Origin of the sequence: Nostoc sp., from assembly GCF_036917095.1 — a bacterium.
Classification (GTDB): Bacteria; Cyanobacteriota; Cyanobacteriia; order Cyanobacteriales; family Nostocaceae; genus Nostoc.
Genome location: NZ_JBALFH010000030.1, coordinates 27556 through 54215, shown reverse-complemented (window position 1 = coordinate 54215; position 26660 = coordinate 27556). Strand labels below are relative to the sequence as shown.

The following is a 26660-nucleotide window of genomic DNA, read 5'->3' as shown; positions in this document are numbered from 1 at the left end:
TTTTTTTGAAGTAATTTATAGTTTAAATTTAGGATATCCTATTGGTGCTTGCCTAGCTTGAGAAGATGAATGATGCGGATTTTTAACAGAGCAGAAAACCCCGCCGTCATCTAAGTGCAAAGCTGGAGCATCGGCTGCTACAGTCGATAATTTGATTTGACGCGGCAATTCAATTTTAAACATTGAACCGATCCCCAATTTGCTCTCAAGAAAGATTTTGCCGCCCATCATTCGTACCAGCGAATCTATAATTGCCAAACCCAGACCTGTGCCTGGATATTTGCGAGTGATAGTTTGATCGACTTGCCGAAATGCTTCAAAAATACGTTTAAAATCTCTGGGTGCTATACCAATACCTGTGTCGCGAACAGCAATTGCCACTTTATTTGCAGGTAGTTCTTTAACCTCAACCCAAATCTCACCAGACTCGGTGAACTTAATGGCGTTGGAGAGCAGGTTAATTAAAATCTGTTTGATACGAACTGGATCGTTAAATACCAAAGGATTTTGCAAATCGGTTTGCACTAACAATGATAGATTTTTGGCATCAGCTAGGGAATGCATTTCATCTACAGCGAGATTTATTACCTTTGATAGATCAAATATTTCCCCCTTTAAGTCTAATCGTCCTGCCTCCAGCTTGGAAAAGTCGAGAACTTCATTCAGCAGCATCAGCAAATGCTTTCCATTATTCAAGATGCGCTCAACCATATCTGCTTGCTGATGCGTTAGTTGACCGAACTTAGGACGCAGGAGTATCTGCGAAAATCCAATAATCGCATTCATCGGCGTTCTGAGTTCGTGGGACATAGTTGCCAAAAAATGTGATTTTAGCTGTGATGCCTCCAATAGCTTGAAGTTTTGCATTTGAATCTGTTGCTGTTGTCTCTCCAATTCTTGGTTCTTACGAATGAGTTGTTCGTGACTTTCTCTGAGGTGCTTCTTTGCCAAAGCTGCCTGCATTTCAGCCCGATAAACCCGAATCGCACTCCGCAAAACCTGTGCCAAGGTTTCTGGGGATATCCTAGATTTAGAGAGATAGTCTGTAGCACCAGCTTTGATTAATTCGACAGCAATTTGTTCATCTCCTTGAGTGCTTAGGACTACTAAAGGAACTTTAATTTCCGAAGAACGTAGCTGTTGAATTAAGGTTAGTCCATCTTGGTCTAGTAAGCGATAGCCCAGGAAAACACAATCATAAGCAGTAGTGCTTAAGGCAGAAAACACATCATTACCATTGCTTACTTCAAACAGTTCCATTTGAACACCTGCTTCACTCAGGGCACAACAGACTGCCATCCGGTCTACTTCGTCATCGTCTACAACCAAAATTTTCAGCGTCTCTTCCATCGGTTTTTATTTTCGCCGTCAAACATAGGTTGATGTATAGTATTTATCTTTTGAGATTATCCAACTAAAGAATATAAGATTTTCGGATATCTAAGTTAATAATATTAATTTTCTTGAATGCCTGCTAGACATTCATCCCATCAACTTTTTTATCCTCCATTAGTAGTACGTTAATCATTCTTTCGGGTATTTCCTTGGGTTAAATTTAGTCTGCTGTGTCCTCAGCCTGTTGAATTTACCAGAGTATTGAAATTAAACTCTTAGCAAATGACCAATGGTTTTCAACAAATCAGCAATCAACAAACCGAAAACTTATTGATTTGAAGACAGCAAACATCACTGATATAAAGTAAAATAAAATACTTTACTAAGCTTAAAACAATTGTAAATGAACGAGCAAGCGACCGTCGTCAGCCATAGGTGAGAGTTACATCCCATTATTGTGTACCATAAGCTTGAACAGTTTTACTTATTAGATTGGTTAGATTGGGTAAATAAGAAGGTACTGCCAATACCTATTTGTGAATCTGAAGTAACCCTACCTCCTTGGAATTTCAACAATTTTCTTAGCGATCGCCAGACTTAAGTTCTTAGTATTATCCCTGCGATCGCGGTCTTCCACTGTTCGCAAAATTACAAATACCTTATGAGGAATTTTTAGGAAGAATGCCAAGTCCTTCCAAACTTTCTGGCATTAAAAAGATTACTTGTCTACTTTGATTGCTGAAAGGTTTAAAGTGTAAGCCGTGCGTCCATATGGTGAACGCACGGCTGATTACTCTTTGTAGTTGTGCTTGAATTTCTTTTGAGATTGTCCACCATCTAGCCTGACTTTTCACGTTATTATGTAGAAAAACCAACAAAAGACCTAAACCCTGAGCAAGCTTCCCTACAAGATTTGGGCGAAAATTCAAACCCTCTCTCCTTCTAAAGGAAAAGTCTTCCACATGCCGTGAAAAGTCAGACCAGTAAGCTTCCCACAAAGGACAACGGATCGCTTTGCTGGTGGTGATTCCAGCAAATTTTAACGCCGCCTGATTCCCTTCCATAAAGATACTTATTGGCTCCTTCAATCCGATGAATTCAAAAATATGGTTAAAAATCACTCGAAACCGTCGTTCACTTTCTCGTAAGGCAACTCTGACCCTTTCTAATTTGTGCATTTTTGCAAGCTTTTTTGAAAGCTTTATACAAGATAATATTAATTAACTAATGGAACATCACTCAAAGCTGAATTCTAAGCAACGGCGAGCAGTTTAGCATTCATCTCAATAGTTCATCCTTTTTGTGCAAGTATCCATATATCTCCAGCTAGATTTATTCTCTATCCAAATATGAAAAAATCAAGTACTTATTATCTCTATCGGTGGATGCAGACTGGTTGAAATATCATCTATCTTTAGATTGGGAAAATAGAAAGATAACGCTTACAAAAGGTCATACTTTGATAGAGGCAAATAGCGTAAGAGTGAGTGCAGCGATGAATGAAATTAGTATTATTTTAATTGAAGATCACGACTTAACGCGAATGGGGCTAAGAGCAGCATTACAGGCTCACAGCGCATTAAAAGTAATTGGCGAAGCAGCAAATGCTACTCAAGGATTAAAACTTTTAGAAACGGCAAAGCCAGATGTCGCTGTTGTAGATATCGGTTTGCCTGATATGGATGGTATCGAACTCACCCGTAAATTCAAACGCCAACAAGCTGAAAGTGGGCAAACGACAACAAAGATTCTGATTCTGACAATGGATCACACAGAGGATGCGGTACTTGCAGCTTTTGCGGCAGGTGCTGATTCTTATTATATGAAAGAAACAAGCATCAGTAAATTAACTGATGCGATCCAAGCAACTCATGGCGGTAACTCTTGGATCGATCCGGCAATTGCCAACGTGGTATTGCGGAAAATGCGGCAGGGTATTCCTGGAGAGAGCCAAACCTCTGATAAGCCAAAGACTGTAAAAATTGAGGCGCTGGCGTCAGAATACGAGCAAGTCTTAGAAACATACCCTCTGACTCAGCGGGAACTGGAAATCTTAGAATTGATCGTAGCTGGGTGTAGTAATGGACAAATTGCCGAGAAACTCTACATTACAGTTGGTACTGTGAAAACCCATGTTCGCAATATTCTAAATAAACTATGTGCTGATGACCGTACCCAAGCTGCTGTGAGGGCGTTACGTTCTGGGTTGGTGGCATGAGGAGCTAGAGAGCAGGGGAGCAGGGGGAGTAGGGGGAGTAGGGGGAGAAGAACTATTGAATTGTTGACCTTATGTCTAATCCCCAAGACCTTTTCAACCCAATCGTTCCTGTAAACATTCAGCAATGCGTAGTGCGGCTCCTGGTTTACCCATGCGTCGCAGACCATTTTCGGCAATAATTTGCAAAATATCAGGATCTTTAAATAGCGACTGTACTATTCTGGCAACTTCTGCTGGCTGCTCAACTAAAATCAAAGATGAGCCTAAATGACGACTTTGAGCTTCAGCAAAGGTAGGATTATATTGAGGCCCTTTACCGGGAATCGCGATCGCAGGTTTCCCTAAACCGATAAACTGTTCTGTAGCCGTACCTGCCATTGCGATCGCTATATCTCCTAAATGCAGACAGTCATTATAGGCTTTTTGTGTCAATAGCAGATAAGCATTTCTCTGTTTAAATGTCAAGACATTTGGATCGCGAAGTTGGATCGGAGATGCTGATTCAGTGCGCCAGCCTTGGGATTGCACACTTTGGGATAAAATATTACAGTCTAAACCGAGAGCGATCGTCCCTAAAAACACGACTGTCTTAGAAGTATAGAAGATCGAATCTCGCTGTTGAAAACTTGCCATCAATGCAGATACCGCAATCATAATTGTTTCCCAGTTGTTGTATGCCTCTGGGGAACGGGAACCAGGAAGAAGAGTCACCACAAAAGGCCGAACTGTCTCTTGCTGTTGGGTATTCTGACTATAAAATTGTTGGCGTGAAAACGTCGGTTCTAGACCATCCATCATCGGATTACCCAAATCAAAAGCGGGAATTGGCCATTGTTTTAATGTTTCTGTCGTCAGCGCATCTCTAAGAAACACCGCTTTACAACGGCGACGGCTCATTAACCAACGTTCCCAAGGATGGTAAACTGAACCGGAAAAGTTTTCCCAACGCGTATCTTTAGATTTCCGTGGTAATAATCCAGCTTCATCGCGCACATGATATTCAGATTTCGCCGTACCCACAAAAGCATAATTAGCGCCACTAAAAGTTGCAAATAACAGGGGGACAATATCTCCTACAGCTAAAATCGCTCTTTTATTACCTAATTTTTTTTGAGAACTCACCCAACGACGAATAGCTTTAATCTGGCTGAGGGTAAGTTTCAATAAACCACCGCGTACATCCCGCGCTAATTGGCGCCCATCCATATAAATAAAGCCACCAGAAGGCATATTCAGGACTGAACCGATAAAAGGGATATCCAACTGTTCATAAGCACGTCCTTCACCCACCAAAGGTAAAGCAAATATCTCTGGTGGGTTTGGTTGTCGTTGGAGTTCTTGCAAAATCCGAACTGCAATAACATCTTCCCCATGCCCATTACTTAATACAAGTAACCGCAAGGGAGAAGTTGCAGCTTGGGAGTTAGAAGCTAGAGGTAATCGAGATACATTACTCATAAGAAACAAAACATCAAAATTAACTGTCTGTTGGGGTAAGAGGTATAAATAGGGAAATTGGCGAAGAAGCTGGAAGTTAGTATTATCCCTATTCGCTAGCGTCTCTACAACTAACTCCCAGTTAATTAGGTTAAATATTATGCGAGTTTCTGCTACTGCTATTTTTACTTTAGCTACTTTAGCTGCTGCCAATGTCACTCAGCAAGCAACGGCTGCACCTGCTAAAACCGTTACTCCAACTGCAAAAGCTGGTAACTTGGTGGTGCCGACTATTGAAGACACTCCCGCACGGGTAGAGACAATTGCTTCCCCAGAAACTATAGTTGCACAACAATTTTCCCAAAATCCCGTCACCGTACAAACAAGTGCAAACAAAAATTCCACAGTAGTTTTAAAGTCAGCACAAGAGTTAAATTCCAAAGTAATCCTCCCTGCTCCCTCTGCTCCCCCTGCTCCCCCTGCTCCCCCTGCTCCCCCTGCTCCCCCATCTCCCACTCCCCCCCTCTCGCCATCTCTGAAAACCCCTAATACTGGAAGTGATTTAGTAGTCACAGCTACAGACATACAGGTGGTAGGAGCGAATCAAGAATTGCAGGATATCATTCGCAAGGTAATTAAAACCCAGGCTGGAGGCGAAACCAGCCAAAGCCAGTTACAAAAAGATGTAGCTGCAATTTTGGATACAGGTTTATTTAGCAGAGTCAGTGTGAATAACTTTAGCACACAGGCTGGATTGAATGTAGTTTATCAAGTGCAACCGGTGATTGTGCGATCGCTGCAACTATCTGGTGCGAAAGTACTTACTTACCAAATAGCCCAACAACAGTTGCAATCTCAAATTGGAACCACCATCAGTCCTGCTAGACTCCAGCAAGCAGTAGCACAAATTAATAAGTGGTACGCCGACAATGGTTATAACTTAGCAAGAGTGTTATCAATTAAACCCAATTCACAAGGCATTCTGACTGTGAATGTCGCTGAAGGCTTGGTGAGCGATATCAAATTTCGCTTTGTCAACCAAGACGGCAAAACCGTCGATAGCAAGGGTAACCCCGTGGGAGGACGAACCAAACCAGATTTTCTGCAACAGCAACTCAAGCTGAAACCTGGTCAAATCTTCCAAGAAAATGTAGTTAAACAAGACATACAACAGCTATATCGGACTGGTTTGTTTGAGAGTGTGAATGTTGCTTTAGAAGGAGATGCGACAAAACTAGATTTAGTCTATCAACTCAAAGAAACTGGGGCGCGTGGTGTTAACTTGGGTGGTAGTTACAATGCCGATCAGGGATTAACAGGTACAATCAGCTATCAAGATCAGAATGTCGGCGGTGTTAATGATACTTTAGCTCTGAATGTTGGTGTCAGTAGCCGAGACTTACAGTTTGATACCAAATTAATCAGTCCTTATCGGACAACTAGCCCCGATCGCTTAGGCTACACTGTAAATGGTTTTCGTCACCGGGAACTTTCAGAAACCTTTGACGATACTATCAAGCTAGCTAACGGCGACAAAGTACGGGAAGGTCAAATTGGCGGAGGTATCAGCTTCCAGCGACCAATTGACAGCTGGAATACCTCTTTAGGATTAAACTATACCCGAACTAGTATTCGCGATCGCGAAGGTAATATTACCCCAACTGACGCTCAAGGTAATCCCCTTTCTGTGAGTGGAACTGGCATTGACGACCTAACTACCGTATCTTTCACCGCTACCAAAGACCAACGGGATAATCCCATCAATCCAACTCAAGGTTCCGTTCTGAGTCTGAGTACAGAACAATCTGTGCCCATCGGTCAAGGAAATATTTCTCTAAATCGCCTCAAAGCCAATTACAGCCAATATTTGCCAGTGCAGTTATTTAACAGCAAACAGCCACAAGTATTTGCGGTGAATGTCCAAGCTGGTACCGTCCTTGGGAATTTACCACCCTACGAAAGCTTTAACTTGGGTGGTTCCAACTCAGTACGCGGTTACGATTCTGGAGATGTGGGGAGTGGTCGCAGTTACGTGTTAGCTTCCGCAGAATATCGCTTTCCCGTCTTACCAATAGTAGGGGGTGTATTATTTGCTGACTTTGCCTCAGACTTAGGCTCTGGTGATACTGTATTGGGAGATCCAGCAGGTGTACGGGGCAAACCAGGTTATGGTTTTGGTTATGGGGCCGGAGTGCGCTTAAATTCCCCACTAGGCTTAATTCGGGCTGACTATGGTATTAATGACCAGGGAGAAAGTAAAGTGCATCTAGGTATCGGTCAGCGGTTTTAAGAGAATTTTTTCTCTGCTTGCCATCAGCGATTGAATACTTCTAAGGTAAAGCTTGTAAACCCAGATATGTCGAAATGGCGAATACCTCCCAGCAATAAAATAGGATTTACTAGCCATTCTGTCACCAGAATTTTATGAAGAGAGTTAGCTTGTTGAGCGTTGTATTATTGATTTGATTTATAAGCTGAAGAGTCGAGTGATGCAAAGTAGACGACAAGTTCTCGAAAGCCAAAAGTTGATCGAAAGATATGCTGTTGGAGAAAGGGATTTCTCTGGAGTTATATGTTCTGGGATTTTCTTAGATGGAGAAGATTTGCGGGAAATTGACTTGAGTGGAGCCGATTTGATAGGTGTTGATTTGAGTGGCTCCAATCTGAGCTATGCCATCTTGAGTGGAGCCAAAATGCTTTGTGTTAATCTCACTAATGCCAATCTCAGTTACGCTAATTTGCAAGGAGTTGACTTGAGTGGTGCTGATTGCATTGGGACTGACTTTTCCAATGCCAATCTTATTGATGCTATCTTTACTGCTGCCATATTTGATGGGGCTAACCTCTACAGGGCAGCGATTGGTGGTACTGCCAAATTCATAAAAACTGACTTTAGGGGAGCCAAAAATTTCCCTCCTCTTGGAGAAGGTGTTTTGGTGTATCAAACCTTTAGAGAAGATGGAAGTTTCTTCAAAGGGCCTGATTGGATTGAGTGAAGTGAAGACAAAACTGTTATTTATTAAATGGTGATTATCAGTGAATTAATTCGCCCTGCAAATTGTAAACGCTCCAAGTTCCATGACAATCTCCAATATGACTGCAAAAACTCTCCCAGTTTTGAAGTTGGAATTTATTATGGTGTCTGAATTCATTGTTAGCTGTTTTCTCGATTGTTATTTGCTATCAATAGTAATAATCATATATAAAACTAATATTTGATTTCTGAAAAAGCTCGGTACAACTCGAAAAGCCTAATTCCCTACTCCCCACTCCCCGCCTACGTAAATAATTTCAAAAATCAAATACGATTCCTATCGGAATCCTAAATGATATGTTAAAAATTTTAAGTAATGTAGGTTGGGTTGCTCTTTGGGGTTGTAGCAACTAGTATGTAAATTCGTACTTTCTCCCTGATATCACGGACGTGGGAGACAGCTTGAGCCTGTTTCCTATTTCAGAATTCCTTTGCTGTCGCGTTATCCTATGAAAAAGATAAAACTATTGTGCTCGTGGGAAGGTTTTTACCGCTGAGGAAATACCAATAACTAAATTATCCCGTAAAATAGACAGGCGAAAACCTTACTCTATATATATGGGAAGATTTTTTGGAAATACCCCAAGACTCAAAACTCGCTACTTATCTGCTCGCTCAGGAATCAGGACTCTTTATGTTAGCAGGCACAATTTTGCAGGATGGAAAATATACCCTAATTCAAGAAATAGGGCGGGGTGGCTTTGGCATTACGTTTAAAGCTACGCATCACTACTTGGGTCAGGAGGTGGTGATGAAAACCATCAATGAACGGCTGCGGCAACATCCTGATTTTACTAAATTTGAGCGCCAATTCCAAGATGAAGCCAGACGATTAGCTACGTGTATTCACCCAAATATAGTCCGAGTCAGTGATTTTTTTGTCGAAGCTGGACTGCCTTACATGGTGATGGAATACATTCCTGGCGAAACCTTGGGAGACGCATTTGTATTACCAGGAATACCTTTACCTGAAGCCACAGCAATTCATTACATCCGGCAAATTGGGGCAGCTTTGCAAGTAGTACATAATAATGGTTTGCTGCACCGGGATGTCAAACCAGATAATATTATTCTTCGTCAAGGAACGCAAGAAGTAGTACTGATTGATTTTGGCATTGCCAGGGAATTTAATGGTGGCGTCAGGCAGACTCACACGGGTCTGGTTTCTGAAGGTTATTCTCCAATTGAGCAGTATTTGACGCAAGCGCCGCGCACACCCGCCACAGATGTTTATGGTTTAGCGGCAACCTTGTATGCACTGTTGACAGCCCAAGTTCCGATGCCAGCATTATTGCGCGATCGCGAGCAAATGCCTGCCCCCCGCGAACTGCAACCACACTTGAGTGCTGCTGTCAACCAAGCGGTAATGCGCGGTATGGCCGTGGAGTCTCGTTTTCGCCCAGCAACAGTTGCTGAGTGGTTACAACTGCTACCTGGAACTGAGGCGAACATGACACCGCAAGCCTTAGCCAGTTACGCAGTGCCAACTGTCAATTTATCTGCCCAGCAAGCAGCAACTTTAATTGGGAAAACTGGCCAAAATCGCATTCATAGACCATCTGCGTTGGCGCAGCCCAACCCAGGCATGGCTAAGGAAAATGTACTGACTCAAAAACTGGGGTCATCTAAAGTATTTATTGGTTTAGGTGTAGCCCTAGTTGCTGCTACAGCAGGTTTTGGGATCGCTAGCATGTTACCCAAATCTCAGCCGCAGCCAACTGCAAAGCCGCTTTTTGAACAGCCAACTCAAGATCCAGCCGCGAAAGCACCTAGCTTAGATAGTACATCTTCACCTCCGGGCGAACAGACTAACAGCACTTCAAGAACCGAATCACCACCTGTCTCTAATTCTAAGCAGCGCCGGCGCAATCGTCGTTCTTCTCAAGAAGAATCTTCCAGCAGCAGCCCTCCAAAAGAATCGCAACGCGGTGATTCCGAACAATCCACACCTTCACCTAGCGTTTCCCCCACGCCCTCGCTAGTAGAGAAACTACGCGCAATCCGGTCATCTCGGAGTGCGTCCCCCGCACCATTGCCACAAAAGAACTTACCCGCTTCTAGTCAAAATTCTGCTTCTCCTCAACCAGTGATTCCGTCAAATTCTGTGGTCATACCAGCAGCGCCACCACTGGAATCCAAACAGCCAGATCCTTCTGCTGTAGTAGTACCAACACTGGAAAAGCAAAATTCACCGACTAATAGTCAACCCCAAAACGATCGCAAATCCAAGGAAAATCTACAAGATGACAATAATTAGTCAATTTTAGATTTTGAACTTGGGATTTTGATGAGCCAAGCGGGAAGGGCGAGTTTCCCGACTTCTACCCCTTATAATTAAGCAAAGCTGGGCGTAGGTTTTAACAGGAAAAATGGCTGGCGATCGCACAGCGTTATTTGCTCTTCTGCACAACAATTTCCCCCTTCCGATTAATCTTCAGCGGATTTTTGGGAAAAGCTTGATTATTCAAAGAACGCATAAGCCTTACAGTCTGAAAACGCCGATCGATATGAGGGATTCCCTCACGATCCATCCGCACGGGAATAATTTTACTTGATACCAAATCTCCCACGGAGTTAAGTTTAACTTGTAAAATCATTGAGTCACCCGTTTGGGCATTTGTAGATAAAGTCCGATATCCCAAAAAGTTTCCTAAAGAATAGGCGATGATTTTTCCCTTATAGATTTCCATCGCTCTCGGTACATGAGGCCCATGTCCTAGTACTAAGTCTGCTCCCGCATCAATCATTTTTCGAGCAAACTTGATGGAATTACCTCGGTTTTCTCCATAAAAAAACTCTGTCTGATTCTTAACATGTAGTGCCCCCGTTCCTTCGGCTCCAGCGTGCATCGATACTACTACAATGTTGGCATTATTTTTAGCTTCAGTTATAAGTGCTTGGGCTGCTCCTAAATTATGGATGGAATTATACATTTCATAAGGAGAAAACCCGACCATTGCCACAGGGATATTATTAGCTTCCAAATAAAGAATTTGATTTTTATGACCTAATGTTGCGATACCCACAGCCTCAAGATTTTTCATTGTATCTTTGAAACCTATCGGCCCAAAGTCCATTGCATGGTTATTCGCCATATTAAACACATTAAAACCAGCCTCAGCAAATAGCTGGGCATATGCAGGTGGAGAGCGAAAGGCAAAGATTTGTCCTCGACTAATATCTTTGGCAGTGTAGGGATAATTAGTTAAACTACTTTCAAAGTTACCAAATAAGATATCAGCTCCTTGCAAGTGAGTTCTTACTGACTTTGGTAATAATCGATCTCGAAATCTGGGTAATCTCTGGTTAGGGTAATTCGTGCCGGGAATAATATCTCCAACGGCTTTGATAGTAATAGTATCTGGAAAGGTTTTTCCTTTTGTTGTTGATGGCGTAAGTTCAGGGATAGCTAATGGTAATGATACAGGTTCAGTGGGTGTAGTAGCAGCGTTTAATCGCTGTGATTGCCCAAGTCGGATAACGACTCCTATACTAATACCTAGATATAAACAGACACTGATAAAAATAACTGAGAGCACTTTCCCCATGCTGCGATTTGCCATCGTTCACTCCTCACACGATGGCATTAGTTTATCCCAAAAATCTGTGCTTACGATGTATATTTTAGTGCATTATGAAAAATATTTGACTAAGTAGATACGCAAATATAATCCCGTTTCATCTATTTAGAGACGCACAGATGTGTGCTCTTACTTGCAAATAATCATACATCGATACTATTAAGCCAAACAGCATCGGTTTGTCTACTTCTTCGGCAATTTTTTTGAACGGAGAGGGGGGGATTCGAACCCCCGTTGGGTTTCCCCAAAACGCATTTCGAGTGCGTCACCATGAACCGCTCGGACACCTCTCCAGCTATATCATTCACAGACTTGAATATTTATTCAATCTTCAAATGCCGTGAAATAAGGGAAATCTAAGCCTATTCCCTATAGTACTATAACATTATCGCTTTATCTACGTAATTGGTGGTAACGCAGCATATTTGTGCGATCGCACTTCCACCATTACACGCACTCGGTCGTTTAGCCTTCAAACGCTGGCTGGAAAAGCCAATTGTCGAGGGGTTAGCAGCACGCACCATTTTTGATAGCCAACTCTGGCAGTTATCAATTCATGAAGTTAACCAAGATGACTGAATAATTATTAATCCATAATTCATCATTTTGGGTACAGAGCAAATCAATTTATTGATGGACAAACATTTTATAGATCGGTAGCTTTGGGCAGAAATTAGCTTACAGTTTCTATCCCTAAAACTGACAATGTTCAAAAATGCCGCAGCTACGCTCGTCGTAGACATCGCTTTTCTAACTGCCAAGGTATTATCTAGTCGAACACCGTGCAGCATATAGCTTGAGGTTTTGCATGAAAGTAGCAGTCTTCAGTACAAAAGCCTACGATCGCAAGTTTTTGTCAGATGCAAATTCTCCCGCCCAACACGAGTTAGTGTTTTTTGAACCCCGTTTAAATCGAGATACGGCTATCCTCGCCGCCGGATTTCCAGCAGTTTGCGTATTTGTGCACGATCGGGTTGATGCCCCAACTCTAGAGCTTCTCGCCTCCGGAGGAACTCGCCTGGTTGTCCTCCGCTGTGCAGGATTTAACAATGTAGACTTAGAAGCCGCAGCAGACTTAGGAATTATCGTTGTGCGTGTTCCTGCCTATTCACCCTATGGAGTAGCAGAACATGCCGTGGGATTGATTTTAAGTTTGAATCGCAAAATTCATCGTGCCTATAACCGTGTCCGAGAAGGCAATTTTTCCCTAGATGGACTGTTGGGATTTAATTTGTATGGGCGCACAGTGGGGATTGTCGGCACTGGCAAAATCGGTCTGATTTTAGGACAGATTATGAAGGGGTTTAGCTGTGACTTACTCGCCTATGATGTTTATCGCAATCCAGAATTGGAGGCGCTAGGTGGAAAGTATGTAGAACTACCTGAGCTATTTGCCAAATCCGATATTATCTCCCTGCATTGCCCCCTGACTCCCGAAACGCATCACTTGATTAACACTGAGGCTATAGAACAGATCAAGCCAGGCGTGATGCTAATTAATACTAGCCGAGGAGCGCTGATTGATACCCAAGCAGTGATTGAGGGATTGAAGTCTGGTAAGATTGGCTATCTTGGTGTGGATGTCTACGAACAAGAATCAGAATTGTTCTTTGAGGATTTGTCTGGCGAAATTATTCAAGATGATATTTTCCAGCGTCTGACAACGTTCCCCAATGTACTCATTACCGGACATCAAGCCTTTTTTACAGCAGAAGCTCTCCACAATATTGCAAAAACAACTTTTGCTAATATTACCGATGTTGAACAGGGTCGTCCTTGTGCTAATGAAATTCGCGCCCAAGTGTCAGCTTAGGTAATGGTTGGCGATCGCTAATCACTGTTCCACTTGAAATTGCATATACTGGGCGGGCAGGATGCCCACCCTACAAAACTTATATTTAATTCGATTATGCAAATTAGATGTTTTTTTAGCTTGCTAAATGGCTAGATAATGCTAAGGGAAGACATTTATGTACGCCTAAGAGGATGTCTCAGAAGTATCAAATATTTGCCGATTCCCCCAAGAGGATGTTTGAAAAGTCATGATTGATGTATCAAATATTTTTACCCCACCCTAACCCTCCCCTTATAAAGGCTACGGTGTACACACAAGTCGTCCTCTACCCATATTTTTGTCGGAGTGAAACATGTCACACTCACCGATATCCCGCCCAGAACTGAAGTTCTGGGCTGATAGCCCAAGTCCACGCTTGCGTGGACTGAATCGATTGTTTAGTCCACTAAGTGTGGACTTTAGCTATGAGACTCGGAATTCATTCCGAGGCGGGATAGAAACGCAGTGCGAGATTTATTAATAAAAATATGGCTGCGGCAAGACTTGTGTGTACACCGTAGCCTTATAAAGGGGAGGGAACCGGATTTTCTTATTTCCCCCTTTATAAGGGGATAATAATTCGATTAAATATCACAACATACCACTTTTAAAACAACCTCTAACCTCCCTTAAAAAGGGGAGAGTAAGAGTCTCAAAGTCCGCCAATTTATTGAGGATTTTAGGGGGATATCTAAGCATTCGCTGTATACAGAAAATTTTCAGACATCCTCTAAGGATAGGTAACACCTAATAGGGGTTATTGGAAGTTGTAATATTTTAAATAGAAGCGGGTTCAGGCATGGAATCCGTGGATTTATTGCGAATCCTCAAAATAGAATTAAACAATCTAACTTCATATACTTGCCTAAAGTATATACATCTCAGAGATGAGATGAAAATATTTTAAATTTTTCGATTACAGCCACCTTTGCCCCATCGATTGGGCCGACAATCGGAGACTGGCTAACCGATAACTTTGCTTGGCAGTATAATTTTTATCTAAATATTTTTCCGGGGATCTTGTTAGTGGCAATGGTCTGGTATGCGATCGATCCTCAACCCATGCAATTGAATCGGCTCAAAGGAGGCGACTGGTTGGGGATTGTCTCAATGGGCCTTGGTTTGGGGTCGTTGGAAGTGGTGTTAGAAGAAGGGAACCGCAAAGATTGGTTTGGTTCGCCGTTGATTGCCCGTTTGGCGATCGTTGCTGCCATTTTCATTACCCTTTTCCTCTGGATTGAACTTACTCGCAAAAGACCATTTATCAATCTGCGCTTATTAGCTCGCCGGAATTTTGGTATTGGCAGTGTGGCAGGTTTGGCATTGGGATTAGGTTTATATGGCTCTGTCTACATCCTGCCTCTGTATCTTGTCCAAATCCAGAACTATTCCGCCATGCAAATTGGTGAAGTGATTATGTGGTCTGGCATCCCGCAACTTTTTCTCATCCCATTTGTGCCCAGACTGATGAAGTCCTTTGATGTGCGCTTTATGGCTGCGGTTGGATTCAGTCTATTTGCTGTTAGTTGTTTTATGAACTCCCACATGACACAGGATACCGGCATCAACGAGTTGCGCTGGTCGCAGCTAGTTCGCGCCCTTGGACAACCGCTGATGATTCTGCCTTTGACCTCGATCGCGACTGCCAACATTGAAAAAGAACAGGCAGGTTCTGCCTCTGGGTTGTTTAATATGATGCGAAACCTGGGCGGCTCAATGGGAATTGCAGCACTGTCCACACTCCTGACCCGACGAGAACAATTTCACTCCAATCGCATTGGCGATGCTGTTTCACTTTATAGACCAGAAACTCAACTGCAAATTGACCAACTGACTCAATTGTTTATCAGTCGCGGCTCAGAAGCAAGTGTTGCTTACAATCAGGCTGTTGAGCAAATCGCTAATATTGTGCGACGTGAAGCTTACATCATGGCATACAACGATTGCTTCTACGTGATTGGCTTTGCACTCTTGCTCACCGGGCTAGCTCTGTTATTCTGCAAAAAAGTTAAGGCAACTAATGCAGCAGCCTATTAGAACTTTTACTTTGAACGATAAGCAACGCGGAGACTTTGGACTAAAATCACCAGAGATGCGATCGCCATTAACCCGCCCCAAAACCAGTAAGGTAAAAGCAAATATCGCTGCATTTGCGCTGTATCAGAAAGTCCAAGGGAACCAGCAGAACTACTAAATAGATAATCAAGTTGATGGTACGTACTCACACAAGCTTGTACGCCCAGAAATTGAATAACAAACCCTTGTGCCCAGCGAGGTGCTCTCAGAGCAATACCCAAGATTATTAAACCCAGCAAGGGAATTGCCACCAATCCAAACCAGGAACGTACCCAAATTAATGTGGAAAACAGCAAAAAACTCCCTAATATTTTTAAACAGAGAGTTGCTGTTGTAAAACTGCGGGAAGCCAGAATCAAAGCTGCACCGGCAAGAGGCGGCCCCATTGGGCCTGCGGCTGCGACCATTGCCGGGCCAATTGGCCCCAATAACGACCGGATGCCATAAGTTGCGACGCCAGAACCATTGCTAAAAATCTGCAATTTCTGAAACTGTCCCCCTAATAGGAGCGCCATTAAGCCGTGACCCATTTCATGAAACCAAGTTGCCAGGATCGTAAATGGGTATAGGATATAATCACCTCCTGGTAATTGCCACAGTAAAGCAGTTGCGATTGCAGCTGCAACTAGCCAGGTTAGCCCCATGCGCTCAACAACTGCCGGGGCTTCTCTGGTAAGCAAGGGTTCAAAATTTTTGCTCGGTTCCGTCATAGCTCGCTCTATTTTGGATTGTAGATTTTAGATTTTCTGGAAAATTCAAAATCTAAAATTGACAGTGGATTTTCTCTATCCTAGTGTACTTAAACTGATAAGCATTTAAATGATATATAGTCAATAGCTAAAATATTTGCTGCGCTTGCATCTATTTATTTTTAATCTTTAATTGCTGATTGAGGTAATGGAGTTGCTAAACAATGCAACAATTCCCACATCAAAGCGACGGCTATAAACTATGGCGCTATCAAGAACAACATAGTTATCCGTCGCTTGTGTGATGCGGTTCATTTGTTTATCCTCCAAAGGGATGCCGGAGGATGGGCAGAAAATGCCTAGACTGATGTCACAATCGATCGAGAATCAGTTAAGCAAGTTGAAAAAGGAATGTCATCAAGTCTCCTTTACCCAAGCTGATGCGATCGCCTGGTCGCAAGCGGTGACGATTCCCTGGTAAAAGCGGCAAATTATTAATGTAGGTGCCATTAGAACTACCCACATCTTCTACATAGTAAGCATCTCCCTCGACGCGAATATCTGCATGAATCCGCGAGACAATTTCTGAATTGGGAAATCCTGAAACATCTATATCTGGGGGAATCCGGTCATTGGGCTTGCCGATATGAATCACAGAGACATTTTGCGGCAATTCAATTAAGCGATCGCTTTGAACGTGGATTAACCGCCCTGTAACCTGCTGCAATTGCGTTCTGGCAGCAGTTGTAGTTGGGATTGGTGCTGGCGGGGGTAGTTCTGCTTCAAAGGCTGGCGCTGGTTCCAAAGGTGGTGGAGTAGGAATACTTTGTATAGATACTACGGGTTGAGCTGCGACGGTTGGCTCAGGTTCTGGGGGGCTGCTTCCTGTCACAGGTGCCTGTGGCGGGGCTGCTGGGGGAACCGCCATCTCTGTTGCTGGTAAAGATGAACTGGGGGGATGGGAGTTAGTACCGCTCATTCCCAAGGCATCTGGTTGTAAAAGTTCTAACAGGGGATCGGGTGGAACTAACGCTGGTACTTCCACAGGAATATCGGGAGTAACTGTTGCAGCTACCGCAGTATGAACGTGTGGAACTCCTGCGGAGTGTAGGTTATAGCCACACTGACCGCAGAATGCAGCATCTGCTTGCACAGTTGCCCCACAACTGGGACAGTTAGTAGTCGCGGGTAACGGTGTATAGCAAGCTTCACACTGGACAGCGCCGTCAGGGTTGGGATGATTGCAATTAGGGCAGACGATCATCGATATTTAGCCTTTGTTCAAGATCATCATAAATATAGGTAGGACTGGCAAGCAGAGGGCGGCCCTAGCTTTAGATTCTAGCAATTACTGCTGATGGAACGATGAATTGGAAACGGAGTAAGGGGCAGGGAGCAGGGGGAGCAGGGGGAGCAGGGGGCAGGGGGCAGGGGGAGCAGAGGGGGGAAAGAGGTAAATTATAATTGCTCATTTAATTGCTCATTCTCCCCCTTGCACCCTGCACCCTGCCCCTCTGCCTCTTTGCCTCATTGTTCAATGTTGGAGTTCCAAACCTGCTTCTGCATCCAGCAGCCACCAAAGTTCTCCTTGGGGCCGAATTAAGCGGGATGGGTAAGTGAAGTCATCGGCTACAGGGGCAAAGACTTGCGCTAAAGCTGGTCGTTTATTAGCACCAGCAACCAGAAAAATCACGCTGCGAGCAGAGTTGATGAAGGGGTATGTGAAACTTATCCTGGGGTTTCCGTCTTTGTTACCCACGGTAACTAGGCGATCGCGTACTTTGAGAGCCTCTGTGTGGGGAAACAAAGATGCAGTATGTGCATCATCACCCATTCCTAGTAATACTACATCCAACGGGGGAAACTCGACCCCAGAAGAATTGAAAAATTCTTTGAGATGTTGTTCATACTTAGCAGCAGCCAGTTCTGGATTGGCTTCCAAGGTTGGTACGGGGTGAATGTTAGCTGCTGGGATATCAACACGATCTAGCCACGCCTGACGCGTCATCAGTTCATTGCTATCGGGATGATCTGGTGGTACGTAACGCTCATCTCCCCAGAATATATGAATTTTATCCCAAGGCAGTTTTTGATTAGCGATCGCTTCGTATAACGGTTTAGGTGTACTGCCGCCAGATAAAGCGATGGTAAACCGCCCCTGCTGCTCAATGGCTGTTTCTAACTTGGACAGAATTAATTCTAGCGCTCGTGCAACCAGCGCTGGCTTATCCGGTAGAACTTCAACGGTTTTGTTCATGGCTTCATCTTCATATTGCTGGCTTCTGGCAATACAATACCGAACTTATTACAGTCCCCCTTTTTAACTTTTGAAACATTTAACATCGTAGATTAGGTAGGCTGGAAAAACATAGACGCTCTTTATCACCTTCAACGCAAAGTAGTTAGTAGCCAGTCGTACTAACTACTAACTACTTTCATGATTATTTTTATTTACATCCAGTTACTTGATACTTTGTTGATTAATGCCACAGAGGATACCTTTATTAATTCTTATTAAAAATTAATAAAACTAATTAATCACAAACAGCGCTTCCCAGTCAGCGATCGCTTCGCGTTGGGCAATTAACAATTCCTGAATTCCTTTTTGGGCGACATCTAGCAGTTGATTCAACTGAGTGCGGCTAAAGCTGCCTTCTTCGGCTGTACCCTGGATTTCAATGATCCCCAGGTCTTGATTCATCACCACGTTAAAATCTACTGTTGCAGCCACATCTTCGATATAATCCAGATCCAAAAATGGCTCACCCTCTAGTAATCCTACGGAAACCGCTGCTACCTGTCCACATAGAGGCGATCGCTCCAACACGCCCTCTTGCAACAATTTAGAAATCGCATGAGCCAACGCCACAAACGAGCCTGTAATGGCTGTTGTTCGAGTTCCAGCGTCTGCTTGCAACACATCAGCATCCACAGTTAGCGTGCGTTCTCCCAGTGCCTCAAAATCCACTGCTGCGCGTAAGCTGCGGCCAATTAAACGTTGAATTTCTTGCGTCCGTCCAGATAACTTCAATAATTCCCTTTCTTGGCGTTTTTGGGTAGCAGATGGTAGCATCCGATACTCAGCAGTTAACCAGCCTTTACCAGTTCCTTCGAGAAACTTCGGAACTCCCTTATTAACGCTAACAGTACAAAGTACTTGAGTCTCACCGCATCTTGCGAGAACAGAACCGGGGGCAAAGCGGGTGAAACTAGGGTGAAAACCGATCGGGCGTAGTTCGTAAGCAAGACGACCGTCAGGACGCTGCCAAGCCATTGGAGTTGCCTCAAGTTTTACAATACTGCCTTAAGATTACCTTAGTGTTGCAAATCATCATTTTTAGGGCATTGAGCATTGGGTATGGGGCATTGGTTCTTCTCCCCCTGCTTCCCCTGCTCCCTTCCCCCTTCCCTCTTCTAAGGAACAGAAAGCAGAGTCAAAATATTTTGCTGTACCATATCTGGTGACTGATCGCCGTTGATAGTCAACAAGCAGCGACGACGGTCGTAATATTCTAGGATGGGAATGGTGCGATCGTAGAATAATTCTACACGGCGTTGCACGATTTCTGGTTGGTCATCTGGTAGCGATCGCCCTAAGGAGCGGCTAACCATGACAGCTTCCGGGACTTGTAGATAAATCGCCCAATCGAGCTTTTGCTCTAAATTATCCAATAAAAAATCTAGTTCTTCAGCTTGGAAGGCAGTACGGGGATAGCCCTCTAAGACCCAATCGCAGTTAATATCTGGTTGTCTGAGGCGAATTCGGATTAATTCAATAATCATTTCATCCGGGACTAACTCCCCTTTTTCCATGTAGGGCCGTGCGTGGTAACCTAGTTCACTCAGGCTAGCGTAAACCGAAAGAGAAGTCCGGGGGTCGGCTTCCGACCATTGGAACTCCGGGAGGAGCCGATCGCCAGATATTGCTTCCCGTAAAATCTCACCTGTAGAAATCAAAGGAATATCAAAGTATCTGCAAAGCCTTTGCGCTTGAGTGCTTTTACCCGATCCTGAACCTCCCAGAATCACCAATCTCACAACAATTAACTCCTCATCTTGTCAAATCCACTACTTGCTAAGTCTGTTTTGCCCAAACAACCGATAAATCCCACATTTAGCTATTTTCAGCCGTTATACCCAGCTTATTTAAATAATTGGAACTCTAAATCATGTGTTTTCATTTTTACAACTACTTTCAGAGAAAAAACGAAAATAACTCTTGACTTCAGCACAAACGTAGTGTTTGACTAATAATGCAATTTGCCAAATCCACCACACCTGTGAAAAGCAGATTGATTATACAGGCAGATTTGTAATAAGTACCGCCAGCACAAACCTTTAATTTCTTGTAACTTTTTGAACTTTACCCTATGGTTGCCCAGCTAGAAACTCCAAGTATAAATTCAACCCTTACCTTACCATATCCAGTGGAAGGACTAGTGCAAGTTTTCACTAGCTCCCATCGCAATTTTTTTACGAGTGTTATGGCTCAAGCACTGAGGATAGCTGGACAAGGAACGCCAGTATTAATAGTGCAGTTCCTCAAAGGGGGTATTCGTCAAGGGCAGGAAAGACCCATACAACTAGGACAAAATTTAGATTGGATTCGCTGCGATCTGCCTCGTTGTATCGATACACCACATTTAGACGATACGGAAAACCAAGCTTTACAAAAACTGTGGCAGTATACACAGCAGGTAGTGTGTGCGAGTAAGTATTCTCTCGTTGTCTTAGATGAGTTAAGTTTAGCGATTAACTTTGGTTTAATTCCTGAAACGGAAGTTTTAGCGTTTCTGGCAAAACGCCCTCCCCAGGTCGATATCATTCTCACAGGGCCAGAGATGCCCAAATCTCTCTTGGATGTAGCAGATCAAATTACAGAAATCCGCCGCAGTCATCGACCCTAAACAAAATACTCAGTTCGTGCTAATATATCGAGTCTGTTTGAATTAACGTTAGTAGCGAACTTGTGATTAAGAACGATATCTGGATTACCGAAATGGCTCAACAAGGTTTGATTTCGCCTTTTGAGCCAAGCTTAATCCGAAAAGTGCAAAAAGATGAGTCTGTAACAGTTCAGCCTGTAATCAGTTACGGTTTGTCTTCTTATGGCTATGATATACGCCTTTCCTCGGCTGAGTTCCGCATTTTTCGCCACATTCCCGGAACTGTAGTTGATCCCAAAAACTTTAATCCTCAGAATCTGGAGCCAACAGCACTGCACACAGATGCCAATGGCAGTTACTTTATTTTACCTGCTCATTCCTATGGGCTTGGGGTTGCTCTAGAAAAACTGGAGGTTCCTGAGAATATTACTGTAATTTGTATTGGAAAATCTACGTATGCACGTTGTGGCATAATAGCAAATTTAACTCCTGCTGAGGCTGCATGGCGGGGTCATTTAACTTTAGAGTTTTCTAATTCTTCTAGTGCTGACTGTCGCATTTACGCGAATGAAGGTGTAGTGCAATTGTTATTTTTAGAAGGCGAACCCTGTGCTATTAGTTACGAAGCACGTCAAGGTAAATATCAGGATCAGCTAGAGATTGTTACATTGGCAAAGGTATAACTGAACATTCCTAAATAACTCAATTTAATTCATATTCCTGTTGAGCCAAATCCTCCTGAACCTCTAGAAGTTATATCTAGTTCTTCAATAGCTTTAATGGAAACTGATAAAACTGGTTTAATAACCATCTGTGCTATTCTCATACCTATTTCTATAGTAAATGGTAGTTTACCATGATTAATTAAAATTACTCCAATTTCTCCTCGGTAGCCTTCATCTATAGTTCCTGGGGAGTTCAAAACAGTTATTTGATGTTTTAAAGCAAGACCACTACGAGGTCTAATTTGTGCCTCTGTCCTAGATGGTAATTGAATTATAATACCAATAGGGATTAAAGAACTTTCTCCAGGTTGTATAACAGTTTCTACTGTAGAGAATAAATCTAAGCCAGCATCTCCTTCGTGAGCATATTCTGGTAGTCGAGCTTTGTCTCCAAGCAGTTTAACTTTCAGTATATTATCCATAAGTTTGCGTCATGATGATTTTGAATGATACCTTGCTAAATATGCAGGCTAAATAAATATAATATATATTTATTTACGCCATATTAAAAAACATTTTATCTATTTTTGCTTCATATTAACAGTTAGCTGTAAGCATGAAATCAGAATAGCTATTATCGCGAAAAAACCACTTGTATCAATTAGGTTAATAGTTAGATCAAGCGGGTAAACAAGAATAAACCATCCCGAAGTAAGTTTTAATAATAAAATTAAACATAAAAATACTTCAAATACTATTAATGTCCAGAAAAAGATTGAATTTAAAAAGTCTTTTCTTGCATTTACTTTTAATCCTTTTAAAATATAACGATTAGAATTTTTAGATAGCTCTTTAAATTTTTCCTTAAATTCATTATAAGCTAAAGGATCTGCAATGATTTTACGCGATGCTACAATAAATTGCGCTTGATTTTGTTCTAACAGAGCATCTTTTCTATTAGTAAAATTAAAATATTTGCTTTTATTGTTAGAGTGGTTAAAAGAAACTTGCTTAGATATTGGTTCAATTAAATCTACTCTACTGGGTGAATTATCATGGTTTCGCAAAGCTGGCTTTCTAACTTTATAGAATATTAAAGTCACAAAAGATTTTTCTGCTGGCAATTCTAATTCAATATCTGTGGGATTATTTAATGAAATTAATAATGGGCCTGCCCATCCTGGATCAAGTGTGGTAGAGATATGACCAAAACCAAGTGAAACCACACCTACTTTTGAATGAAAAGTACCTCCTATTTTTTGTGAAACCCATACTGCTTCTTGTGTCAGTATCAGAACAGTATCATGTCTTTTAATCTTAAATACTTTATTACCTTCTAAATTAGAAGTTGTTTTAATTAAACATTTATGTGTTATGGAAAACACAAAATCACCTGGGTTAAGATTATAGCCAACAGGTGTTAAATCTTTCTCTGGTCTATATGGATAAATAACAATCTCTTTATTAAGTAATATTTCTATATCTTGATCGGACAGCATAGCAATTATTTGTACAACGAGGCTATTATAAAACTATAATTTTTAAGATAGTCTCAGTAATAGTACTTTTTTGAATTAAGACAGGCTATTGTTTATCTACTAAAGCCAAAAGTTCCTTGTCTTTGACACTACGTCAGCCCATATCTTCTACATTTTGCACTGAATATCCTGTATCTATGAAGGGCTTCTTCAACTTCTTTTCTTACTCAGGAAATTTTCATCAAGCAGAATGAGCATAAGTAATTTGCTCCTGATTCAGCATTGCTTTTGCAATCACCTCCAAAACTTGCAACACCTCAGTTTGCAAATGTGGAAAATCTTCTAAGAATTCGATTAAACCTGCTTCACCTTCTAGATAGTCAAAAAAAGTCTGCAATGGAACTCGCGTTCCAACAAACACAGGAGTACCACTCATAATATCTGGATCGGAGGAAATAATTCGGCGATCGCATAGAACTTTTTGAATATCCATCGTCCTGCAAATGTTTATACGAGATAGTCTAAACCTTCATCGCGCTTCTAGCCAAACCTGTAAATCGGCCAAACTAGTAAAATCTAACAGTGCTTCACTTAAATCTTCCATAACAGGCAAAGGTAAACCAGAAATTGAGGAGCGTATTTCTTCAGAAAGTTTCCCAAATCGCTTAGTCAATTGCCGGAGAATAAGATTAGCTGTTGCTTCCTCACGTCCTTCCTCGCGTCCTTCCTCACGTCCTTCTTCTTTAATTTCTCGGTAAACTCGCGTTTCCTTCAGCGTGATTCCTAACATACACTCAACCTCCGCTTGAGTTAATTGTTCAAATCTGTATACCATAATTGTCGTTATTAATTCAATTATGGCGCGACTCGATGGTAATAGCATTTCTTGAGCAGTTCTTGTTAACAAATACCTTGCTTCTTCTGGTGCTTGTTCTTCATCCACTGTAGTTAATACCATCAGCGCCACCCATATAGGTAATTGACGAATATCCCCTAATTCATCTAAATACACCCGATGTACTTGTCCGCCGTTCAGCAATGAGCGATGAGGATGAATATCACTTTGTTCAATACTGCGCGACGGGTAAATTATCACTACTTGCCAGTCGCTAAATCTAGCACGGTTGCGGTAAAAATATAACGAAGATTCAGCCCATACTCTCTCATAAAGTTGTTCATCTTTCTGGAACTGCACCTCGCAAAAATATACAACTCCAGCACCATCGCTTTCAGGTGGTAGAAATACTCCGTCAATTTCAAATTTCGGTTCTTTGACAGCGACTGAATCGAAACGATAACTATCTGCATTGGTTGGAGGATTTGCCACTAGTTCAAACAGCAAAGTGGGAGACTGTTGAAACAGTTTGTAAAATATTGAATCTCGACGCATGAAAGCATTTTACAAATTTTTTATAAGAAGAATTCAGAACTCAGGAGCGGAGCCGGAGACGCTCCGCCAAGGCGTCAGAATTCAGGATGAATTGTCCCAAAAAATGATTATGGTGCTAATCTTGCCTTACCTAGACGCTGCTTTTCGTACCATTGTGCGATCGCAGGTGCCCAATCTTCAAAATGAGGCCACATCATTTCACACAACTTTTGAATTTCAAGTTGAGCATCTTTCTTATTTCTCAGGTCACAAAAATGCAAGAAAGACCTTAAATTGAAGCTAACTACAAAATGCTGGCGATAATCAAAAGGTACTTTACCTCTTGCATGTTCTTCAGACATTCCACCCTCAAAATCAGCTTGATATCGTTTAGCTGCTTCTAGACACCATTGCAAATCTGCTGTTCGTTGCTCTGGTGAATAATGGTATTTTTTGCCTTGTCTATCAGTGTAATAACCAACGGGACGTAGATAAAAAACATCTTCTATGTCTTTCTTACCTTCCAGTACATCAATAAATTGGTTACCTGTGTACCTAAAAGATTGAACATCAAATGATACACCTACACGATGAGTACGAGCCTGCTGCATCACACTGTGGGGAAAGTAGCCACAGTTGAAAACAATCTGGGGATGCTCTAGAGGCCCATAGTGTCCCCTCTCACCCGCTAAAAGTCGCTTAACAATAACTTCGCCGCTTTGTGACTCCGAGGGCCAAGAGTCGCGCTCATCAAACACGAACCCATCAGTATAGTCTTGGTGCATCGCGGCATAAATCACCTGCTGCGGGTTTGGTGTTTTGGCAATAACCTCTACTCGAAATCGATGCATTAGCTGTTGGGGAATGGATTTATGACTGAAAGTGCTTACGAACAAGGAGCGGAGCCTGTTGCTTAGACATGGCTTTGAACTCGATCCATCATCATATCTCTTCTTTGGCTTGGGTTTTTACTCGATCGATCGGATTAATATACTTTACAAAAATTAATAACTTTGTTACAGTTATTTACATAAAGAGAAGACAGGGAAAAATCCATGCGTACCAGCACTGCTATAATTGACGACCAAGGTAAACTGAACAATTTTGCGATCGAGCCAAAGGTTTATATAGATGAGCAAGGCGATCGCACTGGCTTCACTCCCTATGCAGAAATGCTTAACGGTCGTTTAGCAATGATTGGTTTTGTCTCTCTGATAGCATTAGAAGTATTCACAGGACACGGCATCGTTGGTGTTTTGGCAAGCCTGTAAAAACTAATTTTTATAACGTAATTCTCAACAAATAATAAGAGACGGTAAATTTACCGTCTCTTAATTTTATGGAAAACTTAGTGCTAGAGTAAAAATATACTGGTAGCAAAAGCCTTTATCAGCATAAAAATATTGGGTGAACTATGGCTTTAACTGCTTCAACTATGTTGCCACTAGGCACAAAAGCACCAGATTTTAATCTACCGGAAGTAGTATCTGGAAAGACAACTTCACTTTCCACCTTCGCAGATAAAAAAGCGCTGTTGGTAATGTTTATTTGTCGGCATTGCCCATTTGTCAAGCACGTTCAACAAGAATTAGTGCAGTTAGGAAAAGATTATTTTACAAGTGATTTAGCGATCGTTGCCATCAGTGCTAACGATGCAAAGAATTACCCAGATGACGCGCCAGAGTCGTTACAAGCATTTGCCACAGAACAAGGATTAAATTTTACCTTATGTTACGACGAGAGCCAGGAAACGGCAAAGGCTTACACAGCAGCTTGTACACCTGATTTTTTTGTATTTGATAGCGATGGCTCCGCCAACGCCAAAGGCGAACGCAAACTTGTGTATCGGGGACAATTAGATGATAGCCGCCCCAGCAATGGTAAACCTGTAACAGGCGCAGATTTACGCGCAGCCATTGAAGCAGTGCTGGCAGATAAACCTGTTACGAGTGAGCAAAAGCCGAGTGTTGGTTGCAATATCAAATGGAAACCTGGAAACCAACCCAGTTATTTTGGTTAAAAGAGATTGGAAATTGGAGATTAGAGATTGGGTTAGAG

Annotated in this window: 28 protein-coding genes and 1 tRNA gene; 12 read left to right on the top strand and 17 right to left on the bottom strand. The window is 42.3% G+C overall.

Going from position 1 to position 26660, the window contains the following annotated elements:
• Positions 1–15: 15 nt before the first annotated feature.
• Positions 16–1350, bottom strand: coding sequence for an ATP-binding response regulator (locus tag V7L01_RS14030; protein ID WP_335035667.1), 1335 nt, complete (start codon positions 1348–1350; stop codon positions 16–18).
• A gap of 442 nt (positions 1351–1792) precedes the next feature.
• On the opposite strand from V7L01_RS14030, the gene V7L01_RS14025 reads away from it, so the two are divergent.
• Positions 1793–1936, top strand: a complete 144-nt coding sequence (locus tag V7L01_RS14025; RefSeq protein WP_335035665.1) for a hypothetical protein — start codon at positions 1793–1795, stop codon at positions 1934–1936.
• A gap of 58 nt (positions 1937–1994) precedes the next feature.
• Here the strand turns inward: V7L01_RS14025 and V7L01_RS14020 are convergent, their stop codons facing one another.
• Complete coding sequence (locus tag V7L01_RS14020; protein ID WP_335035664.1) at positions 1995–2513, bottom strand: hypothetical protein; 519 nt, start codon at positions 2511–2513, stop codon at positions 1995–1997.
• 317 nt (positions 2514–2830) lie between these two features.
• Here V7L01_RS14020 and V7L01_RS14015 point away from each other — a divergent pair, with 317 nt between their 5' ends.
• Positions 2831–3553 (top strand): response regulator transcription factor, encoded by a 723-nt coding sequence (locus V7L01_RS14015; RefSeq protein WP_335035662.1) that lies wholly within the window; start codon positions 2831–2833, stop codon positions 3551–3553.
• A gap of 93 nt (positions 3554–3646) precedes the next feature.
• Here V7L01_RS14015 and V7L01_RS14010 read toward each other — a convergent pair whose 3' ends face one another.
• Positions 3647–5011, bottom strand: a complete 1365-nt coding sequence (locus V7L01_RS14010) for a lipid-A-disaccharide synthase-related protein (RefSeq protein WP_335035660.1) — start codon at positions 5009–5011, stop codon at positions 3647–3649.
• A gap of 139 nt (positions 5012–5150) precedes the next feature.
• On the opposite strand from V7L01_RS14010, the gene V7L01_RS14005 reads away from it, so the two are divergent.
• The gene (locus V7L01_RS14005) at positions 5151–7280 is read left to right on the top strand and encodes an outer membrane protein assembly factor (protein ID WP_335035658.1); all 2130 of its coding nucleotides are present in this window, start codon (positions 5151–5153) and stop codon (positions 7278–7280) included.
• A gap of 199 nt (positions 7281–7479) precedes the next feature.
• On the top strand, positions 7480–7986 hold the full coding sequence (locus V7L01_RS14000) for a pentapeptide repeat-containing protein (protein ID WP_335035656.1): 507 nt from the start codon (positions 7480–7482) through the stop codon (positions 7984–7986).
• Positions 7987–8023: 37 nt separating this feature from the next.
• On the opposite strand, the gene V7L01_RS35460 is transcribed toward V7L01_RS14000, so the two are convergent.
• Complete coding sequence (locus V7L01_RS35460; RefSeq protein ID WP_442936968.1) at positions 8024–8161, bottom strand: DUF3598 family protein; 138 nt, start codon at positions 8159–8161, stop codon at positions 8024–8026.
• A gap of 497 nt (positions 8162–8658) precedes the next feature.
• On the opposite strand from V7L01_RS35460, the gene V7L01_RS13995 reads away from it, so the two are divergent.
• Positions 8659–10281 carry a serine/threonine-protein kinase gene (locus tag V7L01_RS13995; RefSeq protein WP_335035655.1) on the top strand — a complete coding sequence of 541 codons (1623 nt, stop codon included), beginning with the start codon at positions 8659–8661 and terminating at the stop codon, positions 10279–10281.
• Between the two features lie 133 nt (positions 10282–10414).
• Here the strand turns inward: V7L01_RS13995 and V7L01_RS13990 are convergent, their stop codons facing one another.
• Positions 10415–11587: a CapA family protein gene (locus tag V7L01_RS13990; RefSeq protein WP_335035653.1), complete on the bottom strand. Its 1173-nt coding sequence runs from the start codon at positions 11585–11587 to the stop codon at positions 10415–10417.
• 226 nt (positions 11588–11813) lie between these two features.
• Positions 11814–11898 (bottom strand) — tRNA-Ser (locus V7L01_RS13985).
• Positions 11899–12013: 115 nt separating this feature from the next.
• Here V7L01_RS13985 and V7L01_RS13980 point away from each other — a divergent pair.
• The 3 genes from V7L01_RS13980 (at position 12014) to V7L01_RS13970 (ending at position 15476) form a co-directional block, all read left to right on the top strand.
• A complete protein-coding gene (locus V7L01_RS13980) occupies positions 12014–12184 on the top strand; it encodes a hypothetical protein (RefSeq protein ID WP_335035651.1) in 171 nt (56 codons plus the stop codon).
• A gap of 229 nt (positions 12185–12413) precedes the next feature.
• Positions 12414–13418 carry a 2-hydroxyacid dehydrogenase gene (locus V7L01_RS13975; RefSeq protein WP_335035649.1) on the top strand — a complete coding sequence of 335 codons (1005 nt, stop codon included), beginning with the start codon at positions 12414–12416 and terminating at the stop codon, positions 13416–13418.
• Positions 13419–14339: 921 nt separating this feature from the next.
• Entirely contained in the window at positions 14340–15476 is a 1137-nt protein-coding gene (locus V7L01_RS13970) for a DHA2 family efflux MFS transporter permease subunit (RefSeq protein ID WP_335035907.1), read from the top strand.
• A 5-nt stretch (positions 15477–15481) separates the two neighbouring features.
• Here the strand turns inward: V7L01_RS13970 and V7L01_RS13965 are convergent, their stop codons facing one another.
• The 6 genes from V7L01_RS13965 to V7L01_RS13940 form a co-directional block, all read right to left on the bottom strand.
• Positions 15482–16225: a M50 family metallopeptidase gene (locus tag V7L01_RS13965; RefSeq protein ID WP_335035647.1), complete on the bottom strand. Its 744-nt coding sequence runs from the start codon at positions 16223–16225 to the stop codon at positions 15482–15484.
• Between the two features lie 168 nt (positions 16226–16393).
• Positions 16394–16519 (bottom strand): hypothetical protein, encoded by a 126-nt coding sequence (locus V7L01_RS13960; RefSeq protein ID WP_335035645.1) that lies wholly within the window; start codon positions 16517–16519, stop codon positions 16394–16396.
• A 76-nt stretch (positions 16520–16595) separates the two neighbouring features.
• Positions 16596–17468 (bottom strand): FHA domain-containing protein, encoded by an 873-nt coding sequence (locus V7L01_RS13955; RefSeq protein WP_335035643.1) that lies wholly within the window; start codon positions 17466–17468, stop codon positions 16596–16598.
• 270 nt (positions 17469–17738) lie between these two features.
• On the bottom strand, positions 17739–18461 hold the full coding sequence (pgl, locus tag V7L01_RS13950) for a 6-phosphogluconolactonase (protein ID WP_335035641.1): 723 nt from the start codon (positions 18459–18461) through the stop codon (positions 17739–17741).
• 273 nt (positions 18462–18734) lie between these two features.
• The gene (gene rph / locus V7L01_RS13945) at positions 18735–19478 is read right to left on the bottom strand and encodes a ribonuclease PH (RefSeq protein ID WP_335035639.1); all 744 of its coding nucleotides are present in this window, start codon (positions 19476–19478) and stop codon (positions 18735–18737) included.
• 140 nt (positions 19479–19618) lie between these two features.
• Positions 19619–20242, bottom strand: a complete 624-nt coding sequence (locus tag V7L01_RS13940; RefSeq protein ID WP_335035637.1) for an adenylate kinase family protein — start codon at positions 20240–20242, stop codon at positions 19619–19621.
• Between the two features lie 332 nt (positions 20243–20574).
• On the opposite strand from V7L01_RS13940, the gene V7L01_RS13935 reads away from it, so the two are divergent.
• Positions 20575–21111 (top strand): P-loop NTPase family protein, encoded by a 537-nt coding sequence (locus tag V7L01_RS13935; RefSeq protein ID WP_335035636.1) that lies wholly within the window; start codon positions 20575–20577, stop codon positions 21109–21111.
• A gap of 92 nt (positions 21112–21203) precedes the next feature.
• Positions 21204–21773: a dCTP deaminase gene (gene dcd / locus V7L01_RS13930; RefSeq protein WP_335035905.1), complete on the top strand. Its 570-nt coding sequence runs from the start codon at positions 21204–21206 to the stop codon at positions 21771–21773.
• A gap of 29 nt (positions 21774–21802) precedes the next feature.
• Here the strand turns inward: dcd and dut are convergent, their stop codons facing one another.
• From dut to thyX, 5 genes are all read right to left on the bottom strand, one after another.
• Positions 21803–22237: a dUTP diphosphatase gene (gene dut / locus V7L01_RS13925; protein ID WP_335035634.1), complete on the bottom strand. Its 435-nt coding sequence runs from the start codon at positions 22235–22237 to the stop codon at positions 21803–21805.
• A 99-nt stretch (positions 22238–22336) separates the two neighbouring features.
• Positions 22337–23254 carry a dCTP deaminase domain-containing protein gene (locus V7L01_RS13920; protein WP_335035632.1) on the bottom strand — a complete coding sequence of 306 codons (918 nt, stop codon included), beginning with the start codon at positions 23252–23254 and terminating at the stop codon, positions 22337–22339.
• Between the two features lie 220 nt (positions 23255–23474).
• The gene (locus tag V7L01_RS13915) at positions 23475–23726 is read right to left on the bottom strand and encodes a DUF433 domain-containing protein (RefSeq protein ID WP_335035630.1); all 252 of its coding nucleotides are present in this window, start codon (positions 23724–23726) and stop codon (positions 23475–23477) included.
• A 36-nt stretch (positions 23727–23762) separates the two neighbouring features.
• A complete protein-coding gene (locus tag V7L01_RS13910; protein ID WP_335035628.1) occupies positions 23763–24623 on the bottom strand; it encodes an Rpn family recombination-promoting nuclease/putative transposase in 861 nt (286 codons plus the stop codon).
• Between the two features lie 107 nt (positions 24624–24730).
• Positions 24731–25453 (bottom strand): FAD-dependent thymidylate synthase, encoded by a 723-nt coding sequence (gene thyX / locus V7L01_RS13905; RefSeq protein ID WP_335035626.1) that lies wholly within the window; start codon positions 25451–25453, stop codon positions 24731–24733.
• 204 nt (positions 25454–25657) lie between these two features.
• On the opposite strand from thyX, the gene V7L01_RS13900 reads away from it, so the two are divergent.
• Both V7L01_RS13900 and V7L01_RS13895 read left to right on the top strand, forming a co-directional pair.
• The gene (locus V7L01_RS13900) at positions 25658–25873 is read left to right on the top strand and encodes a chlorophyll a/b-binding protein (protein ID WP_094348273.1); all 216 of its coding nucleotides are present in this window, start codon (positions 25658–25660) and stop codon (positions 25871–25873) included.
• A gap of 143 nt (positions 25874–26016) precedes the next feature.
• The gene (locus V7L01_RS13895) at positions 26017–26622 is read left to right on the top strand and encodes a thioredoxin family protein (RefSeq protein ID WP_335035624.1); all 606 of its coding nucleotides are present in this window, start codon (positions 26017–26019) and stop codon (positions 26620–26622) included.
• The last annotated feature ends 38 nt before the right edge of the window (positions 26623–26660 follow it).

Coding starts and splice junctions, on each gene's coding strand:
- V7L01_RS14030 (WP_335035667.1), bottom strand. CDS start 1,350: ATGGAAGAGACGCTGAAAATTTTGGTTGTAGACGATGACGAAGTAGAC.
- V7L01_RS14020 (WP_335035664.1), bottom strand. CDS start 2,513: ATGCACAAATTAGAAAGGGTCAGAGTTGCCTTACGAGAAAGTGAACGA.
- V7L01_RS14015 (WP_335035662.1), top strand. CDS start 2,831: ATGAATGAAATTAGTATTATTTTAATTGAAGATCACGACTTAACGCGA.
- V7L01_RS14010 (WP_335035660.1), bottom strand. CDS start 5,011: ATGAGTAATGTATCTCGATTACCTCTAGCTTCTAACTCCCAAGCTGCA.
- V7L01_RS14005 (WP_335035658.1), top strand. CDS start 5,151: ATGCGAGTTTCTGCTACTGCTATTTTTACTTTAGCTACTTTAGCTGCT.
- V7L01_RS14000 (WP_335035656.1), top strand. CDS start 7,480: ATGCAAAGTAGACGACAAGTTCTCGAAAGCCAAAAGTTGATCGAAAGA.
- V7L01_RS13995 (WP_335035655.1), top strand. CDS start 8,659: ATGTTAGCAGGCACAATTTTGCAGGATGGAAAATATACCCTAATTCAA.
- V7L01_RS13990 (WP_335035653.1), bottom strand. CDS start 11,587: ATGGCAAATCGCAGCATGGGGAAAGTGCTCTCAGTTATTTTTATCAGT.
- V7L01_RS13975 (WP_335035649.1), top strand. CDS start 12,414: ATGAAAGTAGCAGTCTTCAGTACAAAAGCCTACGATCGCAAGTTTTTG.
- V7L01_RS13965 (WP_335035647.1), bottom strand. CDS start 16,225: ATGACGGAACCGAGCAAAAATTTTGAACCCTTGCTTACCAGAGAAGCC.
- V7L01_RS13960 (WP_335035645.1), bottom strand. CDS start 16,519: ATGAACCGCATCACACAAGCGACGGATAACTATGTTGTTCTTGATAGC.
- V7L01_RS13955 (WP_335035643.1), bottom strand. CDS start 17,468: ATGATCGTCTGCCCTAATTGCAATCATCCCAACCCTGACGGCGCTGTC.
- pgl (WP_335035641.1), bottom strand. CDS start 18,461: ATGAACAAAACCGTTGAAGTTCTACCGGATAAGCCAGCGCTGGTTGCA.
- rph (WP_335035639.1), bottom strand. CDS start 19,478: ATGGCTTGGCAGCGTCCTGACGGTCGTCTTGCTTACGAACTACGCCCG.
- V7L01_RS13935 (WP_335035636.1), top strand. CDS start 20,575: ATGGTTGCCCAGCTAGAAACTCCAAGTATAAATTCAACCCTTACCTTA.
- dcd (WP_335035905.1), top strand. CDS start 21,204: ATGGCTCAACAAGGTTTGATTTCGCCTTTTGAGCCAAGCTTAATCCGA.
- dut (WP_335035634.1), bottom strand. CDS start 22,237: ATGGATAATATACTGAAAGTTAAACTGCTTGGAGACAAAGCTCGACTA.
- V7L01_RS13920 (WP_335035632.1), bottom strand. CDS start 23,254: ATGCTGTCCGATCAAGATATAGAAATATTACTTAATAAAGAGATTGTT.
- V7L01_RS13915 (WP_335035630.1), bottom strand. CDS start 23,726: ATGGATATTCAAAAAGTTCTATGCGATCGCCGAATTATTTCCTCCGAT.
- V7L01_RS13910 (WP_335035628.1), bottom strand. CDS start 24,623: ATGCGTCGAGATTCAATATTTTACAAACTGTTTCAACAGTCTCCCACT.
- thyX (WP_335035626.1), bottom strand. CDS start 25,453: ATGCATCGATTTCGAGTAGAGGTTATTGCCAAAACACCAAACCCGCAG.
- V7L01_RS13900 (WP_094348273.1), top strand. CDS start 25,658: ATGCGTACCAGCACTGCTATAATTGACGACCAAGGTAAACTGAACAAT.
- V7L01_RS13895 (WP_335035624.1), top strand. CDS start 26,017: ATGGCTTTAACTGCTTCAACTATGTTGCCACTAGGCACAAAAGCACCA.